This is a genomic window from Helicobacter macacae MIT 99-5501 (assembly GCF_000507845.1).
Taxonomy (GTDB): Bacteria; Campylobacterota; Campylobacteria; order Campylobacterales; family Helicobacteraceae; genus Helicobacter_B; species Helicobacter_B macacae.
On record NZ_KI669454.1, the window covers coordinates 894,340 to 909,746 of the forward strand.

At 39.8% G+C, this 15,407-nt stretch carries 16 protein-coding genes; 5 read left to right on the plus strand and 11 right to left on the minus strand.

Features of this window, described 5'->3' with window-relative positions:
• The first annotated feature begins 81 nt into the window (after positions 1 to 81).
• The 3 genes from HMPREF2086_RS03930 to HMPREF2086_RS10715 all read left to right on the plus strand — a co-directional run bounded on the left by HMPREF2086_RS03930 (position 82) and on the right by HMPREF2086_RS10715 (position 2,925).
• Entirely contained in the window at positions 82 to 1,467 is a 1,386-nt protein-coding gene (locus tag HMPREF2086_RS03930; protein WP_023927471.1) for a sodium-dependent transporter, read from the plus strand.
• A gap of 9 nt (positions 1,468 to 1,476) precedes the next feature.
• A complete protein-coding gene (gene xseB, locus HMPREF2086_RS03935) occupies positions 1,477 to 1,677 on the plus strand; it encodes an exodeoxyribonuclease VII small subunit (RefSeq protein WP_023927472.1) in 201 nt (66 codons plus the stop codon).
• A gap of 171 nt (positions 1,678 to 1,848) precedes the next feature.
• Positions 1,849 to 2,925 (plus strand): carbon-nitrogen hydrolase family protein, encoded by a 1,077-nt coding sequence (locus HMPREF2086_RS10715; RefSeq protein ID WP_023927473.1) that lies wholly within the window; start codon positions 1,849 to 1,851, stop codon positions 2,923 to 2,925.
• Between the two features lie 179 nt (positions 2,926 to 3,104).
• On the opposite strand, the gene glmS is transcribed toward HMPREF2086_RS10715, so the two are convergent.
• The 5 genes from glmS to arsR form a co-directional block, all read right to left on the minus strand.
• The gene (gene glmS / locus HMPREF2086_RS03945; protein WP_023927474.1) at positions 3,105 to 4,970 is read right to left on the minus strand and encodes a glutamine--fructose-6-phosphate transaminase (isomerizing); all 1,866 of its coding nucleotides are present in this window, start codon (positions 4,968 to 4,970) and stop codon (positions 3,105 to 3,107) included.
• 162 nt (positions 4,971 to 5,132) lie between these two features.
• The gene (locus HMPREF2086_RS03950; protein ID WP_023927475.1) at positions 5,133 to 6,857 is read right to left on the minus strand and encodes an amidophosphoribosyltransferase; all 1,725 of its coding nucleotides are present in this window, start codon (positions 6,855 to 6,857) and stop codon (positions 5,133 to 5,135) included.
• Positions 6,858 to 6,859: 2 nt separating this feature from the next.
• Positions 6,860 to 8,332 (minus strand): ArsS family sensor histidine kinase, encoded by a 1,473-nt coding sequence (locus HMPREF2086_RS03955; protein WP_232219084.1) that lies wholly within the window; start codon positions 8,330 to 8,332, stop codon positions 6,860 to 6,862.
• Entirely contained in the window at positions 8,290 to 8,469 is a 180-nt protein-coding gene (locus HMPREF2086_RS11895; protein ID WP_034560331.1) for a hypothetical protein, read from the minus strand. Before HMPREF2086_RS11895 ends, HMPREF2086_RS03955 begins: the two co-directional genes overlap by 43 nt.
• Before the next feature lie 26 nt (positions 8,470 to 8,495).
• Positions 8,496 to 9,221 (minus strand): acid response regulator transcription factor ArsR, encoded by a 726-nt coding sequence (gene arsR / locus HMPREF2086_RS03965; RefSeq protein WP_023927477.1) that lies wholly within the window; start codon positions 9,219 to 9,221, stop codon positions 8,496 to 8,498.
• Positions 9,222 to 9,479: 258 nt separating this feature from the next.
• Here arsR and HMPREF2086_RS03970 point away from each other — a divergent pair, with 258 nt between their 5' ends.
• A complete protein-coding gene (locus tag HMPREF2086_RS03970; protein ID WP_023927478.1) occupies positions 9,480 to 9,695 on the plus strand; it encodes a hypothetical protein in 216 nt (71 codons plus the stop codon).
• A gap of 29 nt (positions 9,696 to 9,724) precedes the next feature.
• Here HMPREF2086_RS03970 and HMPREF2086_RS03975 read toward each other — a convergent pair whose 3' ends face one another.
• From HMPREF2086_RS03975 to HMPREF2086_RS04000, 6 genes are all read right to left on the minus strand, one after another.
• Positions 9,725 to 10,261: a CiaD-like domain-containing protein gene (locus tag HMPREF2086_RS03975; protein ID WP_023927479.1), complete on the minus strand. Its 537-nt coding sequence runs from the start codon at positions 10,259 to 10,261 to the stop codon at positions 9,725 to 9,727.
• Between the two features lie 14 nt (positions 10,262 to 10,275).
• On the minus strand, positions 10,276 to 10,527 hold the full coding sequence (locus tag HMPREF2086_RS03980; protein ID WP_023927480.1) for a tetratricopeptide repeat protein: 252 nt from the start codon (positions 10,525 to 10,527) through the stop codon (positions 10,276 to 10,278).
• Between the two features lie 80 nt (positions 10,528 to 10,607).
• Complete coding sequence (leuB, locus tag HMPREF2086_RS03985; protein WP_023927481.1) at positions 10,608 to 11,684, minus strand: 3-isopropylmalate dehydrogenase; 1,077 nt, start codon at positions 11,682 to 11,684, stop codon at positions 10,608 to 10,610.
• Between the two features lie 33 nt (positions 11,685 to 11,717).
• Positions 11,718 to 12,284, minus strand: a complete 567-nt coding sequence (locus HMPREF2086_RS03990) for a 3-isopropylmalate dehydratase small subunit (protein ID WP_023927482.1) — start codon at positions 12,282 to 12,284, stop codon at positions 11,718 to 11,720.
• A 111-nt stretch (positions 12,285 to 12,395) separates the two neighbouring features.
• Positions 12,396 to 13,490, minus strand: a complete 1,095-nt coding sequence (locus tag HMPREF2086_RS03995; protein ID WP_023927483.1) for a hypothetical protein — start codon at positions 13,488 to 13,490, stop codon at positions 12,396 to 12,398.
• Positions 13,491 to 13,611: 121 nt separating this feature from the next.
• Positions 13,612 to 14,451 (minus strand): cheVAW transcriptional regulator CheP, encoded by an 840-nt coding sequence (locus tag HMPREF2086_RS04000; protein ID WP_023927484.1) that lies wholly within the window; start codon positions 14,449 to 14,451, stop codon positions 13,612 to 13,614.
• Between the two features lie 605 nt (positions 14,452 to 15,056).
• On the opposite strand from HMPREF2086_RS04000, the gene HMPREF2086_RS11165 reads away from it, so the two are divergent.
• Positions 15,057 to 15,329, plus strand: coding sequence for a hypothetical protein (locus tag HMPREF2086_RS11165; RefSeq protein ID WP_023927485.1), 273 nt, complete (start codon positions 15,057 to 15,059; stop codon positions 15,327 to 15,329).
• The last annotated feature ends 78 nt before the right edge of the window (positions 15,330 to 15,407 follow it).

Genomic DNA, 15,407 nt, shown 5'->3' on the forward strand with positions numbered 1-15,407 from the left:
GCCTTGCTTTGTTAGATTTTGTGGCTAGATTTTGCAAGTTTAAGCTACCCAAAATACATAAATTATCATAAGGAGAATGCGATGCGTCCAGCCTTTTCACAAATCGGCTTTATTCTAGCTGCGCTTGGTAGCTCTATCGGGCTGGGACATATTTGGCGATTTCCGTATATGGCAGGGGAGAATGGTGGTGGCGCATTTGTATTACTATTTTTGGTGCTAGCTTTGTGTGTGGGGGTTAGCCTACTTATCGCTGAAATGCTTATAGGCAATCGTGGAAAAGGCGATATGCCCGAGTGCTTTGCCACTCTTAGTAAAAATCCAAAAACCTTGTGGCGATATACAGGGATTGCCCTGCTTGGTGGGGTGTTGATTTTGTCATTTTATTGTGTGATTTTGGGGTGGATTTTGTATTATCTTATTTTTGTGAGTTTTAGCCTGCCTAGCAGTATGCAAGCCTCGCAAGGAATCTTTTCCACTCTTATGAGCGAGGGTGTGGAAGCACAGATTTTGTGCTTTTTTGCGACACTTTTTTGCACGGCTTTTATTGTCTCTTTTGGGATAAAAAAGGGTATTGAGCGATTAAATGTCATTTTGATGCCTTTGCTATTTATCATTTTTATTGCTTTGCTTGTTTATGCAAGTTTTCAGCCGAGTTTTTTGCGTGCTGTGCATTTTTTATTTGATTTTAAGTATGAGGATATTACTCCTAGCGTGCTTATTAGCGCATTAGCTCAAATGTTTTTCTCTCTCTCACTTGGGGTTGGGACGATTATGACTTATTCAGCGATGAGTGAGGATAAGCAAAATCTCCTAAAAAGCGCGGTTTGGGTGGTTATCCCGGGGCTTATTATTTCGCTTATCGCGGGGCTTATGATATTTACTTTTTACTTTGGCTATGATGGCGAGCTAGGGCAGGGTTCTGGCGAGAGTGTAAATCTAGTATTTATCTCACTGCCACTTATTTTTTCAGAATTTGGCAATGTAGGCGTGATTTTGAGTGTGGCGTTTTTGAGCGCGTTATTATTTGCTGGTATCACTTCTACTGTGTCATTGCTAGAGCCTAGCGTATATTTTCTCATAAATCGTTTTAAAGTCCATAGAATAATCGCTACTTTTGGGATTAGCGCGGTGGTGTTTTGCATAGGGCTTGTGGCGTTGTATTCGATGAGTGCGCGTGGAGAACATCTCATTTTTGGTGGGAAAAGTGTATTTTTGTGGTTAGATTTTGTAAGCTCTAGCGTGATAATGCCTATTAGCGTGCTTTTTGCTACTTTTTTTGTGGGATTTGTGCTAGCCAAAGCTAAGGTGGATAAAGGAGCTAAGAGGGTAAAAGGAGGACAGCTTAGAGAATACACACGCGATTTTTTAAGCGATAGAGCATTTGGGCTATGGCTTTTTGCACTGCGCTATATCGCTCCTGTGATTATTGTGGGGATTTTGGCTTACAAAGTCATCACAGAATTATAGGAGTGTGAAATGGAGAATTTTGAAGAGAAAATCCAAAAGACAAAAGAGATTTTAAGCAAGCTAAACGCAGAGGACTTGAGCTTAAAAGAAAGCCTAGAGCTATACAAAGTTGGTATGCAAGAGCTAAAGCTAGCCCAAGAAATGCTAGAAAAAGCGCAAATGGAATATGAGGAGATAAAGCAAAATGAGCAAGACAAACAAGAGAAATGATATGGGCAAAACAAGCAAAATAAGTAATACAAGTAAGGCATAAAGTTTGGAGCATTTAAGTGGAGATGATTTTAAGCAAAAGTATTTTTAGCAACGATGCGCCATAGACACACATCATATAATGCGACATAATACAGCACAATATCACACAGCACATAATAGGGGTAAATTATGAAAATTACAATTTTTCAGCAAGACACGCTTGGGCTAAATGATTCTCGCTTCGCGCTTTTTTGCTACAAGCTAGAAAAAGACACACTCGTGCTACTGCCCGAATACACGCTAAATCCGTTTTTTATGGAGCTAAAATCTAAGACAAAAAAACAAATCCACTCTCACACAAACTCTCAAATATGCTTCCTATCCTACCTAGCCGAGCGACACAATATCAACTTCGTAGCACCTATCGTGCGCCATATAAACAAAAAACTATACAAAGAAATCATCTACATTAGCACCCAAAACGCGCAAAAATTTAACCAAGACATACAAAAAACACAAAATATACAAAAAGTGATTGACACGACAAAAAAAGCACAAAAACAGCAAAAAAATATCAATGAAAGCGCGACAAATAGAGCAAAATCTAAGGTGGACTCTAGCACAAGAGGAGATAAACCCCCACACAATGATTCTAGCACGAAAAGTCCTAGCACGCAGGATTCTAGCCTCATACAAAACGCGCAAGGCATAAAAAAATTTATATTTGATTTTTGCATTAGCGATACAGATACTCTCACACATATCGACAAATGCGCGACAATCTACTCATTTTATCGACAGCAGCGACTTATAGAGTATCATCATTGGAATGAAGCGAGGTTTTTTGACAATCACAAGCACAAAATCCTAAAAAAACCCCTTATTTTTACGCATAATGGCTTTAATATCGCAGCGTTGTTTGGCTTTGAAGTGCATTTTGATGAGTTTTGGCTAAGTATGAAAAAAGAGGGCGTGGATATAGTGCTACTACCCTGTGCCAATACCTTTCAGTCAAATGCTAGGTGGCGTGAGCTATGCAAGGTGCGGGCTTTTCTAAATGGCTGTGTGGTGATTCGGGCTAATCGTGTAGGCACAAGTGTGATAAATGACAATGAATGGGTGTTTTATGGCGATAGCCTAATCGCTATGCCAAATGGCGAAATCATTGACAACTTGCGCGATAAAGAAGCAATGTTTTCCTTAGAAATCTATAAAAACAAAATTTTGGAAATGGCGCACGAATGGGGATTTCGCAAGAATTTTTAGGCAATATAAATTATCTATCAAAACTTTGTTGTATTTGGCAATAAAATCTTTGAGAATCTCACAAAATATAAATCTTACAAAATCTAATCCTCACAAAACCTAAAAACCTGCAACTAGGACAAGATAGTGCAATATCGCTAGAGGCTTTGCTATTTTTGCAAAGCAATTAAAATCAAATCCTACTCCACAGTTACAGATTTTGCAAGATTTCGTGGCATATCTACATCATTTCCTAGTCGAATTGCCACCTCAATAGATAGCAACTGAATTGCCACCATCATAGAGAAAAACTCCTCCATATAGCTATCCAAACGCGGGATTTGTATGCAGTCATCAGCAAGGGAAAAATCCTCTTGGCAAATCGCACAAATCGTAGCATCTCTTGCGCTTAGCTCCTCGACATTTGAGCAGATTTTGTCATAGAGTAGGTGTTTTGGCATTAGCGCGATAGTGAAAAGATTGGCATCTACTAGCGCGATAGGTCCGTGCTTCATCTCGCCACTTGCATATCCCTCTGCGTGCAAGTAGCTGATTTCTTTTAGTTTTAGCGCACCCTCTAAGGCAAGTGGATAAAAAATATCCCTCCCGATAAAGAAAAATCCGTGTCCGTGCAAATATCGCTTCGATAATCGCTTGATTTTTTCGTGCAAAGAGGGAGTTACTTTGGTGGCTTGCACGGCTTTTAGCATTGTATTTGCTTCTTTTTTTGCTTCGTTAGAATTTATCACACCCTTTTTTTTGCCTAGATATACGCTTAGTATCCATAGCACCATTACTTGTGTGGCAAATGCTTTTGTGCTTGCTACGCCTTTTTCTATGCCTGCGCGTGTTAGGATACTAGCTTTGCTTTCACGCACGATTGAGCTATTATCCACATTGCAGATAGATAGCGTCTCTAGTCCGTTGCTTTTGGCTAGCTTTAGGGCTTCAAGTGTGTCCGCTGTCTCGCCACTTTGGGAGATTACCACAAAAAGTTCATCTGCGCTCAAAATCGGCTCTGCGTAGCGAAACTCACTTGCAAGCACGACATTTGTGCGGATTTTTGCTTTGCGCTCTAGGAGATATTTGCCTACAAGTGCGGCGTGGTAGCTAGTCCCACACGCACAGATTGTGATTTGAGAAAATCTTAGCGTGGATTTTGTGCTGCTATCTTTGCTTTGCAAGCCAAGTGATTGCAGCTCTTCTAAGCAGACATATCCATCTACTTCGCCTCCTACGCGCCCCATCATCGTTTCTAGCAGGACTTTTTCTTGCTCATAGATTTCTTTTTCCATAAAGTAGCGAAATCCCTCTTTTTGCGCGTAAGATTTACTTATACTTAGTGGTTTTTTGGGACTAAGCGAGTCAAAATCTAGCGAGCTACCATAGCAATCATCATCTATATACACCACTTCATCGACAAGTCCTATAAGCGGTGCGTCCGAAGAAGCGAAGTATATCTCGCCATTTTTTTTATCTTGTGCGATGATGAGTGGAGCACCATTTTTGGCATAAAAGATTTCATTTGGAGCGACTTTTGTGATTAGCAAAATCGCATACGCGCCCTTTAGCCTGCTAGCTGTTTTTGCAAAAGCCTCTTTTGGATTTTTGCTAGATTTTAGGTTTTCCTCAAATAGATGAACAATGACTTCAGTATCTGTCTGGCTTAAAAAGCTATGATTTTGTGATTCTAGCTCTTGTTTGATTTCTTTGTAGTTTTCGATTATGCCATTATGCACCACATAGCTAAACTCACCCGTGTGGGGGTGGGCATTGATTTCAGTGGGCTTGCCGTGTGTCGCCCATCTAGTATGTGCGATACCTAGTCCAAAGCCTTTGGAGCTAAAATCTTTTGTTTTAGATTCTAGGTTTGCTAGCTTGCCTACGGCTTTAAATGCGTGTAGGTTTAGGCTTTTGCTATGTTGTGTGTTTTTTGGTGTTTGTTGGTTGTTTTCTAGCACGGCAAATCCCGCAGAATCATACCCGCGATATTCTAGCTCTTTTAGTCCATTTAGCAGAATCTGCCTTTTTTCTCCGCTTCCTACATAGCCTATTATTCCGCACATTTTGGTGTCCTTTGCTTGCGTTTTTAAGTGTTTGGTTTCTATGCTTTTAGTGTAATTTCTAAGCTACACGCTTTTTATGCCTTAAATTTTACACTATTTTTGCCAAAATAAGCACACTCCGCCATAGTGTCTTTGCTTTATAAAAAGAGTAAAAAGGCTAGGTTATTTGCAATGCACAGAATCTATGTATTTGCCATCAAAGCAGGCTTGGCAGTATGTGGTTTTGCCTTTTGTATCATTTGTTATGTTGTTATTTGCTTCCTTTTTGCTGCTATCGCTTACATTATTTTCATCATCATTGATACTTTTTGCTAAGCCCTCCAGTGATAAAAACCCCAAATAATCCGCACCGATAAAATCCCTCACTTCCTCTATGGAGTGATTTGCACAGATAAGCTGGTCTTTTTGTGGTGTATCTACACCATAGTAGCAGGGGCTTATGGTGGGTGGAGAGGAGATTAGTAGGTAGATTTTGCGTGCGCCACTTTGTCGCAAAATCTGCACGATTTGCTTGCTAGTCGTCCCTCGCACGATAGAATCATCAATTACAATAATATCTTTGCCTTTGATTAGGCTTGCATTTGGGTTTAGCTTTAGCTTGACTTTTAGCTCTCGCGCACTTTGTGTAGGCTCAATAAAAGTGCGTCCTACATAGTGATTGCGGATAATCCCTAACTCAAAGTCTATGCCACTTTGCTTAGCATAGCCAAGTGCTGCTGCCACGCCAGAATCAGGCACGGGGATAACCATATCCGCACTTAAAATATGCTCTTTTGCTAGCTCTATGCCAAGCCGTTTGCGCACGGCATAAACATTTCGTCCAAACACATTGCTATCAGGGCGGGCGAAATATATGTATTCAAAAACGCAGGGCGCACTTTTTGGCGTGGCAAATTGGTAGGATTTGTAAGTGGGGGTTAGGCTAGAATCTACACCACAATTCATAGCAAAATCTAAATCCTCGTTAGATTTTGCGCTAGATTTTGTGTCAGGTTTTTTGCTAGATTCCGCGCTTCCTTGACTTCCTCGCTCAAAGACTAGCATTTCTCCTGCTTCTATGTCGCGGATAAATTCTGCCCCCACTAAGTCAAACGCACTGCTTTCGCTTGCGACAATGTAGCTTAGAGTTCCATCAGTGTTTTTGATACTGCCTAGACTTAGCGGGCGTAAGCCATAAGGGTCGCGTATGGCAAACATTTTGGTGCGAGAGAGAATCACAAGCGCATACGCGCCATCGATTTGGCGTATTGATTCTATGATTCGCTCATAAAGAGTGGATTTGCTAGATTTGGCGATGAGGTGGATAAGCACTTCGGTGTCAAGATGACTTTGAAATATTGCACCCTCTTTGGTTAGATTTTCGCGTATGGAGTGGGCGTTTGTGAGGTTGCCATTGTGCGCTATGGCGATAGCACCTAGCGAGTAGCGAGCATAGATAGGCTGACACTCATTTATGCTGTCTTCCCCTGCGGTGGAGTAGCGATTATGCCCGATAGCATTGCAGCCTTTGAGTGTGGAGAGAATCTGTGGTGTAAAAACGCGCGTAACAAGTCCGTTTTGTTTATGTAGGGAGATTTTTGAGTTATCACTTACGGCTATGCCACTTGCTTCTTGTCCTCTATGCTGCAGGGCAAAAAGACTATAATACGCCAAAATCGGTGCATTTGGTGCACCAAAAACTCCCACTACTGCGCATTTTTCTTGGAATTTTGAGGATTCTTGTGTGGCTAAAAGATTTTGTGGTTTTTGGAGGTTTTGCGCTTTTGTAGAGTTTGAAAAATCTTTTATTTTTTGTGTTTTTTGGTTGATTTTGCTTAAATGGCTTGTTTGGTTAGATTTTTTGGTAGTTGTTGAGTGTAGCGTTTTTTGAGATATTTTGCTTGGCATTACTATTCCTTAATGGAGTTTTTTTGCATAGAGTTTTCTTTTTGGGCAGATTTTTGTGTTTTTGGTTTTTGGGATTTTTTGGTGGCGTCTTTAGCCATATCAGCTATATCTGTGTCGCCGTTTTGATTTGCCGTGCTAGATTCTGCGGAATTTGTGTGGTTTGCGTGATTTGTAGGTAGATTGCAAAAGCTCTCCACAATGCAGTTGTGAATGACAAAATAGTTTGTCTTTGTGCCCTCGCTATCCTCATCGTGGCGATATGAGATAGTGAAGTTTTGGGCATCAAGTGTGTTTTTGATGATATACATTCCTAGCCCAAATCCTTGTGAGTTCGGCTTGGCAGAATCTTTAAAATATGGCTTGAAGTATTCTTCAAACTCCATTTTTAGGGCATTGCCGTGATTTGATATGATGATGTCGCGTCCGTTGGATTGTATATCTACTTTTCCATCAAAGCTGTATTTGATTCCGTTGTCGATGAGGTTTTTGACACTTAGGCAAAAAAGCTCAAAATCTGCTTTGATGATTTCATTTGGTGCGTGATTTTGGATGGGGTTGTTTTCGCTTGTGTCGATTAGTAGCATTTTTTGGATATTTTCTATCAAATCATAGAGAAAAAACTCGGTTTTTTTGAGATTGTAGTTTTTTGAGGATAGTTGCTCAATTTTGGCAAACTCATCAATAAGCGCATTTAGTCGCTCAAATACCGAAGTTAAGCGGAGTTTTTGAGTTTTGTTGCGCACCATTTCAGCAGTGATTCTGCCCTTTGTGATTGGTGTTTTTAGCTCGTGCATTATCGAGCGCAAAAACAGGGTGCGCGAGCTATTTAGCGCACTAATGCGTTTGATTGCTTTGTCAAACTCGCTCGCAAGCTCACCTATCTCATCTTTTTGTGGGATTTCGCACTCCACGCTAGTGTCGCCTTTGGCAAAGCGGCGAATCTGCCTGCGTAGATAAATCATCGGTAGCAGGCTTTTTATCACAAGCACAAAAAGAAAAATCAGCACCATTGAACCAAAAAGAATGATAAGGTAATAATTTACATAAAAATTACGCAAAGAATCTTTGTAGAGAAAAACTTCATTTTCGCTTGTGAGTAGGATATACATATCGTTGTTTAGCTCAATAGATTTTAGGTAGATTCCTTGTGTGTCATAGAGGATTTTGGTAGTGTCTAGGAGATTTTTTTTGAGGTTGTTGTCATTTACTTGGATAAAGCCCATTTCTTTTAAGTAGATTTGTATAGCATCTAAATTGGTTTCTTTGGAGATTATGTGATTAAAAATAATGCTTACGCGCTCATATCGCTGCCGCTCATTGTCAATAGCATATCGCTCGGCTTGAAATCGCAGGAAATAAAACGAGAATGCAAAAAAGCTCCCTAGCGCAAACAAAAACAAAATCGTAATTTTAAAAAATATCGAATGCTTCATCACGCTATGCTCCGCATTTGTGAGAATTTCGCGCTGTGCCACACTATGATTTTGAGTATTTTGACTATGCTTTCGCAGTGCTTCTCATAGCAAATCTCAAAGCAAGATAAGCACAAAAAGCGACAAAGACTAAAGCACAATCCAAAACAAAATCTAAAGATTTTATGCACTTGGAGCATTTGCATTTGCTTATAAGTAAGATAGGCTAAAACTCTAGCTTGTAGCCTACGCCACGCACAGAAATAATATGTCTTGGCTTTTTGGGGTCATCTTCGATTTTGGCACGAAGTCGCCCTATGATGACATCAATGCTTTTATTGGAGCTTTCTGGGTTTATCGACTCAGACTCAATAGCAATCGCCTCACGCGAAAAGACATTGCCTTTTTTGCTAATTAACAGCGTCAAAATCTCATATTCTGCACGAGTTAGCTCTAGCTTTTTGTCGTGGTAGTAGATTTCACGGCTATTTTTTTCTATGCGGAATATCGGATTTGGTTCTTTTGCGCCCTCTTGGTTTGCATTTGTTTTGTATCTGCGTAGGAGAGATTGGATTCTAGCTAGCAGTTCTTTTGGGTCATAAGGCTTTGGCAGGTAGTCATCTGCGCCGTTTTCTAGGGCTTTGACTTTGTCATCGACATCGCTTCTTGCCGAAGAGATGATGATTGGCATATTTTTTTGCTTCGCCACACGCTTGCAGACTTCAAGTCCGTCAAGATTTGGCAGTGTCAAGTCAAGCAAAAGCAAGTCAAATTGCTTAGCATTTATCGCACTCATTCCCGTGTATGGCTCATCATAGCTTGTTACTTTGATATTGTGTGATTTTAGGTATTCGCTTAGGATTTCAGCAAGCTCTACATCATCTTCTATCATAAGCACTTCAAGCGTCCTATCTGGGTAGGTAAGGATTTCCGTGTTTTCTTCAGTATTCATTTTAACTACCTTTGGAGTAATTTTTTGCAAATCGTAGCAAAATCTAGCTTAAATAATAGCTAGCTTTGCGATGAAAAAACAAAAAATAATGGCAAAATGCGCAAAATCAACAAAAAAGCGGAAATATGACAGAAAAACAAAGAGAATAAAAAGTTCTAATAAAGAATAAAAAAGAAAGTTTTAAAAAGTTTTCCCTCACTCATAAAAACATTTGTAGAAAAAGCTACAAAAGTGAGGGAAAATCTTTCAAGGAGTTTTATGAAAAAAATCATTTCAAAGCGCGTTCTTAAAGAGTATCTTTGGAAACCAAAATATTTTGCAAAAAATCAAAATGTCTTGGAAAATCTCTTTGGAGAGCTAAGAAAAGGCACTTGCTGGAGGGGGAGCAAGTGCCGAAGTAACGGCTGGCGTGGAGGGGGGTTAAGCCAACCGCTACTGCCTATAAAGGCAAGGGGAATTTTATCTAAAAATTAGTAAATATTTCTTAATAAAATATAAAAAAGCTATTTTTTATTGTCTTTTAGAAAATCATCAAGCAAGCACAGCTCGTATTGCAAAAAATTTACAACCAAGTCTAGCTTCTCTTTAGAATCACGCATTTGAGGCATCTTTAGCCCCTCAAATAGCACAAGCAGTTTTTCGCGTAGCATTTCTAAAAATTCAATATTTGATGGGCTAAACACTGCTTCTTGCGCGGGGATAACCTTGCCTGAAGTTGTCTTGCTTGATTGTATGGTTAGCCTTAGAGAATCTTTATTCAGAGAATTTTGGCTAAGCAGGCTTTTGGTAGCATTTGCCGTGTTTGCTGTGTTATCTATCGCTTCAAACGCGCTAGATTCGCTATTTAGATTGTCTTTGAGTGCGTTTAGATTCTCATTTAGACGAGCGTTTAGGCTGATTTCATTCTCATTTGTTTGAGTGACTTGCATAGAATCCTTTTTTTGTAGATTCTCGCTAGCGTTTTGCCCTCCGCCAATTTGTGCTTCTTTTTCTACATTATCTAAGGCTTGCAAGACTAAATCTTTTAGTTCTGATTCCATTTTTAGCTCCCTTTTTAGCTCCATTGTAATAGCCATTTCTCAAGTTTTTGATAATCGCTTGCCGTCCTTGCATTGACAAATAACTCAAGTTTGTCGCGATTTATCCCACTAAAGTTGTGTTTTTGTGTTTTTAGTCGCACTAGTGCGGCACTTGCTTCCATATTTTTGGGGTCTTTTGCCAAAACCTCCTCATATATCATCATCGCTTCTTCTTTATAGCCCTGTATCTCATAGATACTTGCTAGAGTGTTTGTTTTAAACGCCATTAAAACTCCTTAAATCCATTTGCGCTAGATTTTGCAAACTTACATAAGATATTTGCTTGAAGCCCTACATTTAATAAAATCTAGCAAATCATTTCAGCGATTTTATCGCCCATCTCCTGTGTGCTACACACTTTTTTTGCGCCAAATTGTGCTATGTCTTTGGTGCGGTAGCCCTCTTTTAGCACTTTTTGTATCGCTTCTTTAATCGCTTTGGCTGGCTTATCTAGCCCTAGTGAAATCTCTAACATCATCGCCGCACTCAAAATCGTAGCGATAGGATTTGCGATATTTTGCCCCGCTATATCTGGTGCAGAGCCGTGTATAGGCTCATATAGCCCGATAGATTCTCCTATGCTAGCACTTGGTAGAAGTCCTATTGAGCCTGTGATTTGGCTAGCTTCATCGCTCAAAATATCGCCAAAAAGATTGCTTGTGAGGATAACATCAAACTGCTTTGGTTCTCGCACGAGCTGCATACTTGCGTTATCGACATATTGGTGGGTTAGCTCTACACTCGGGTAGGATTTTGCCACTTCATTTACCACTTCGCGCCACAGCTCACTTACCTCTAGCACATTTGCTTTATCCACCGAGCAGAGTTTTTTGCTTCTAGTGTCTGCTAGCTTAAACGCCCTATGCGCTATGCGCTCTATCTCACTGCGAGTATAAACCATAGTATTATAGGCTTTGTTGGCTTCTTTTGCGCACGGCTCGCCAAAGTAGATTCCGCTTATCAGCTCTCGCACGATTAGCAAATCCACCCCCTCTATGATTTCGCGCTTTAGCGGGGAGCTATCTACTAGCTCGCTAAACACCATTGCAGGGCGCAGATTTGCAAACACGCTTAGTGCTTTTCGCAATGTTAAAAGTCCTGCTTCTGGGCGTTTGGGCTTGGGTAGGGATTCCCATTTTGAGCCACCCACCGCACCGAAAAGCACCGCACTAGAATCCAAACAGCCCTTGATAGTCGCCTCTGGCAGTGGCTCTCCACACTCATCATAAGCCACACCACCCATTAGATATTCGCTAAATTCTAGCTTGAAGTCATATTTGCTTTGAGCTACTTCTAGGACTTTGATTGCTTGGGTAATGATTTCATCACCTATGCCATCACCTCGTATGACGGCGATTTTATGCGTTTTGGGTTGTGTGCTCATTTTTGGATTCCTTTGCTTTTTATTAGCGTTATTTTATTTGGCATTTTCTTGTAGCCATTTTTTGGCAAATGCCATAAGCCCACCACTTTGCAAAAGCGAGTGCATAAAATCTGGGATTTTTTGGTAGGCAAATGATTGATTTGTGCTTAGATTTTCTATTATGCCTTTTTCCAAATCTATGCGGACTTTGTCGCCCTCGCTTATTTTATCCACTTCTTTTGATTCTAGGATTAAAAGCCCCATATTAAAGGCATTTCGATAAAAGATTCTAGCAAAGCTTGGTGCAATCACGCAAGCTATCCCTGCGGCTTTTAGTGCGATAGGTGCGTGCTCTCTGCTACTACCACAGCCAAAATTCTCTCCCGCCACGATAATATCCCCTTGTGAGATTTCGCTAAAAAAATCTGGGCGAGCATCTTCCATAATATGCTTAGCTAGGATATTTTCATCGCTAGTGTTTAAGTAGCGAGCAGCGATTATGACATCAGTGTCGATATTATCGCCAAATTTCCACACATTGCCTTGAATTATGCCTTGTTCTTTTGCTTTTTGTGATTCTTGGGTTTTATCTTGGGAATGATTTTGCGTGGTGCTAGACATTTACTTCCTTTTTTTGTTTGTTGTGGTTTGTTTTGGATTTGACTATGAGGGTTTGTGATTTTGGCAAAACCTTTGAAATTATATCACTTTGTGGCAGATATTGGCTAGATTCTAGCTCTTTTTGGCAAAAGCGGTGCGCAAGATTTTGGATTTTGGTGCTTTTGCTAGATTGAAGTCAAAATCAAACACAGGCTCTTTTTTGATAGGAAGTTTGTTGTCTTTGAAAACTTTGCCATAGCCTAGAGATACGCCTACAAAGAGGTTTGTCCCTGCTTGTGCTATATACCTGCCTTTTAGCAGATATAGACTCAAAAACGGCGAGATAGTGAGGTTTCTAAATATCACGGTATCAAGGCGCAAATTTAGCTCCACTTCAAAGCTAGGGTCGCGCTCTCTTGGGTAGTTGCTAAGCAAATATTGGCGATAATACAGCCCACCTGCAAAATCCACGCCATCTCTTAAGCTGTGTTTTAGCTGGATTCCGCTCTCAAGCCCCATACTTTGGATTTGATGATTTATATCGCTAAAATCATCTTCGCCAAAAAGATTTAGGTGTAGATTTTGGATATATTTACTATCAAAAAGCCGCGCTCCTACGGATAGTCGCAGGTATTTTTTTCGGTAGGGGAGATTGGGCGAGGGGGTAAATTCACTTTGCAAACTAAGGCTTACAAATGGTCCTATCTCGCCACCTAGTTTTTCGCCACCGCGTATATTTTCTAGCTTCCAAATACGATGTGTATAGCCAGTGGAGAGTAAAATCCTATCGATAGTTTTGTTACTAACCCTAGGGCTATCGCTTGTGGCAAAGATGATTGTTTGTCCATATTCTGTAAGCAAGGAGTTAAAAAATACAAATCTACTTGAGTAGTAGTCTGCTAGCAGTTTGCCATAAGCTTGGATAACAAGCTGTGAGCTACCGCTTAAACGACTATTTGCAAAACTCTCATATCGTTCTTCATTGTCGATTTGGGTGGTGTTGAAATTTATTGAGATTCTGCTTAGCTCTACCCTCCAGCCCGCTCTATCCATATCGACATCTAGATTTTCATAGTCTTTTTTGCTAAGCTCTGCACTCGCACAATCCCCCAAATCCACCAGCGCGAAAAACGCAAAAATCACCACAAAAAGTAGCTTTGACACACAAAATATATATAAAAAAAGTGCGTGGTATAGTTTATGAAGTTGTTTGTGAGGGAAACGCAAGCAAAAGCCTATACTCTAATGTATTCTACGCGTTGTAATTTTTAGTTTGCATACTTCTGTATACTCTACTGCATATCTTTGCTTTATCGCACATTTTGGGGTATGCAGGGCTTTTTAGCGACTATTTTTTGTCTTGAGGGACGGGGATATGGGCTAAGAGATTGTCCATATCAAAGCTCACGCCTTGCTGATTTGCTTCTTTTGCTAGGGCTATGGCTTCGTTTATGTTGTATTCATTTCCCCCCTCATAAGGCTCAAATATACGATTTGCTATGGCTAGAGCATAGGCACTTTTTTGGATATTTCGCGTGGCAGAATGCGGACTTGTCGCATATAGCACAGTCTGTATCATATCATCATCAAATTTCCACAAATCAAAGCAATACGCCAAAAACGAAATATGGTCAGTGCCGAAAAACTCCTGCTCGACAAGGGCGACATTCATAAACCCATTTTCCTCAAGCATTTTACGGAAGTCTTTGTCTTGGCGAGTTTTGATAAGTGCGATAGAAAACAAAATCATACCAAGTCGCAAAAGCATAGCGCAAGGCACAAGCATTTGGGATAGCTTTTTGTCCTCATTTGCTAGCCAAGTAGAGATGAAATTGACTTCTTTGGAGCAATTCCCCATAAAAATATCCGTATCAAGCCCATAAGGAGAGACATTTACTTTGAGTTGAGAGCGGACAGAATCCGTCATCACAAGATTTTTGATATTATCAATTCCAAGCAGTGCTACGACTTGATTTATCGTAGAAATCTTGCTAGAAAATCCATAGTAGGCAGAATTTGCGATTTTTAGCAAGTTTGTCGTTACCATAGGGTCTTTTGAGAGAATATCCACAACCTTGCTGATTTCTACACTTTCGCCAGCTTCTGCGATATAATCGCGCAGTTTTACGACCGTATCGGATAATGGAGGGAGTTTTTCCTCAATAATGTTGAGAAGAGACTCATTCATTTTAGACTTCCTTACTATTATGTTTGTTCCTCATAGAAGCATTTTATTGCCACTTATGAGATTTGGTTTGTGGATTTTCTATATTTTGGCAACCATATAAATAAACTCTAGCGTTATGCTACTGCTACTTTAGTGCTATATTGCACCATTTTATCGCTATTTTACTTGCATTTTTAGACTGCCAAAAATTCATTTAAAACTTCGCAATGCAAGATTTTACCTTAAAATCCTTAAACTTGAAGTGAAAATTTATATATTTTTAGCAAAATAATCCCACACATAGCATTGATTGATATGAAAATATAGATTTTGTGTGGGGAATTTATCAGGTTTTTGGTGGCGAGGCATTTGATTTTATTTATTTTTGTGGCGATTTTTGGCGTGTTTTTGGTGGATTTGGTAGATTTTGGCTTGGAGGAGAGTTTTTGGATTGCATTAAATATTCTAAGTTATTTTTACAAAAGATAGATAATTTATAATAGCGTGCCTACCAACATTCTAAGATTTTTTGTAGAATTCATTTTTGTGTATTTTTTGACAAAATTCTTGTATAATTCGGTAAAAAATTACTAAACCTTAGGAAGTGTTTATGGAGGTGTTTATTTATGAAAAATCAGTCTAAAACAACAAAACGCGATATGGCAAAACATATTGATGTTGATGTTAGCACTCTATATAATTGGAGACGATTTAAGCCAGATTTATTTCGTATTGTAATGCTTGGATTTAAATTTGATGAACTTATCAATGCTTCAAAATCGCACTATGACGAGTTGCGTGAGTTTGATTCTGTTATCCAAGACGAAATCAAACGATACAAGTTACCTAGAAAGCGTGGCATTTCCACCCCCCCCCCCCCCCCCCCCCCCCCCTGTTAAATAGCGAACCAGATAAAAAAAGCGACAAAAGCTAAAAAACGCGAAAATATAAAAAATGGCGTTTTTTGTTTTTTGCGC

Coding starts and splice junctions, on each gene's coding strand:
- HMPREF2086_RS03930 (WP_023927471.1), top strand. CDS start 82: ATGCGTCCAGCCTTTTCACAAATCGGCTTTATTCTAGCTGCGCTTGGT.
- xseB (WP_023927472.1), top strand. CDS start 1,477: ATGGAGAATTTTGAAGAGAAAATCCAAAAGACAAAAGAGATTTTAAGC.
- HMPREF2086_RS10715 (WP_023927473.1), top strand. CDS start 1,849: ATGAAAATTACAATTTTTCAGCAAGACACGCTTGGGCTAAATGATTCT.
- glmS (WP_023927474.1), bottom strand. CDS start 4,970: ATGTGCGGAATAATAGGCTATGTAGGAAGCGGAGAAAAAAGGCAGATT.
- HMPREF2086_RS03950 (WP_023927475.1), bottom strand. CDS start 6,857: ATGCCAAGCAAAATATCTCAAAAAACGCTACACTCAACAACTACCAAA.
- HMPREF2086_RS11895 (WP_034560331.1), bottom strand. CDS start 8,469: ATGCTCCAAGTGCATAAAATCTTTAGATTTTGTTTTGGATTGTGCTTT.
- arsR (WP_023927477.1), bottom strand. CDS start 9,221: ATGAATACTGAAGAAAACACGGAAATCCTTACCTACCCAGATAGGACG.
- HMPREF2086_RS03970 (WP_023927478.1), top strand. CDS start 9,480: ATGAAAAAAATCATTTCAAAGCGCGTTCTTAAAGAGTATCTTTGGAAA.
- HMPREF2086_RS03975 (WP_023927479.1), bottom strand. CDS start 10,261: ATGGAATCAGAACTAAAAGATTTAGTCTTGCAAGCCTTAGATAATGTA.
- HMPREF2086_RS03980 (WP_023927480.1), bottom strand. CDS start 10,527: ATGGCGTTTAAAACAAACACTCTAGCAAGTATCTATGAGATACAGGGC.
- leuB (WP_023927481.1), bottom strand. CDS start 11,684: ATGAGCACACAACCCAAAACGCATAAAATCGCCGTCATACGAGGTGAT.
- HMPREF2086_RS03990 (WP_023927482.1), bottom strand. CDS start 12,284: ATGTCTAGCACCACGCAAAATCATTCCCAAGATAAAACCCAAGAATCA.
- HMPREF2086_RS04000 (WP_023927484.1), bottom strand. CDS start 14,451: ATGAATGAGTCTCTTCTCAACATTATTGAGGAAAAACTCCCTCCATTA.
- HMPREF2086_RS11165 (WP_023927485.1), top strand. CDS start 15,057: ATGAAAAATCAGTCTAAAACAACAAAACGCGATATGGCAAAACATATT.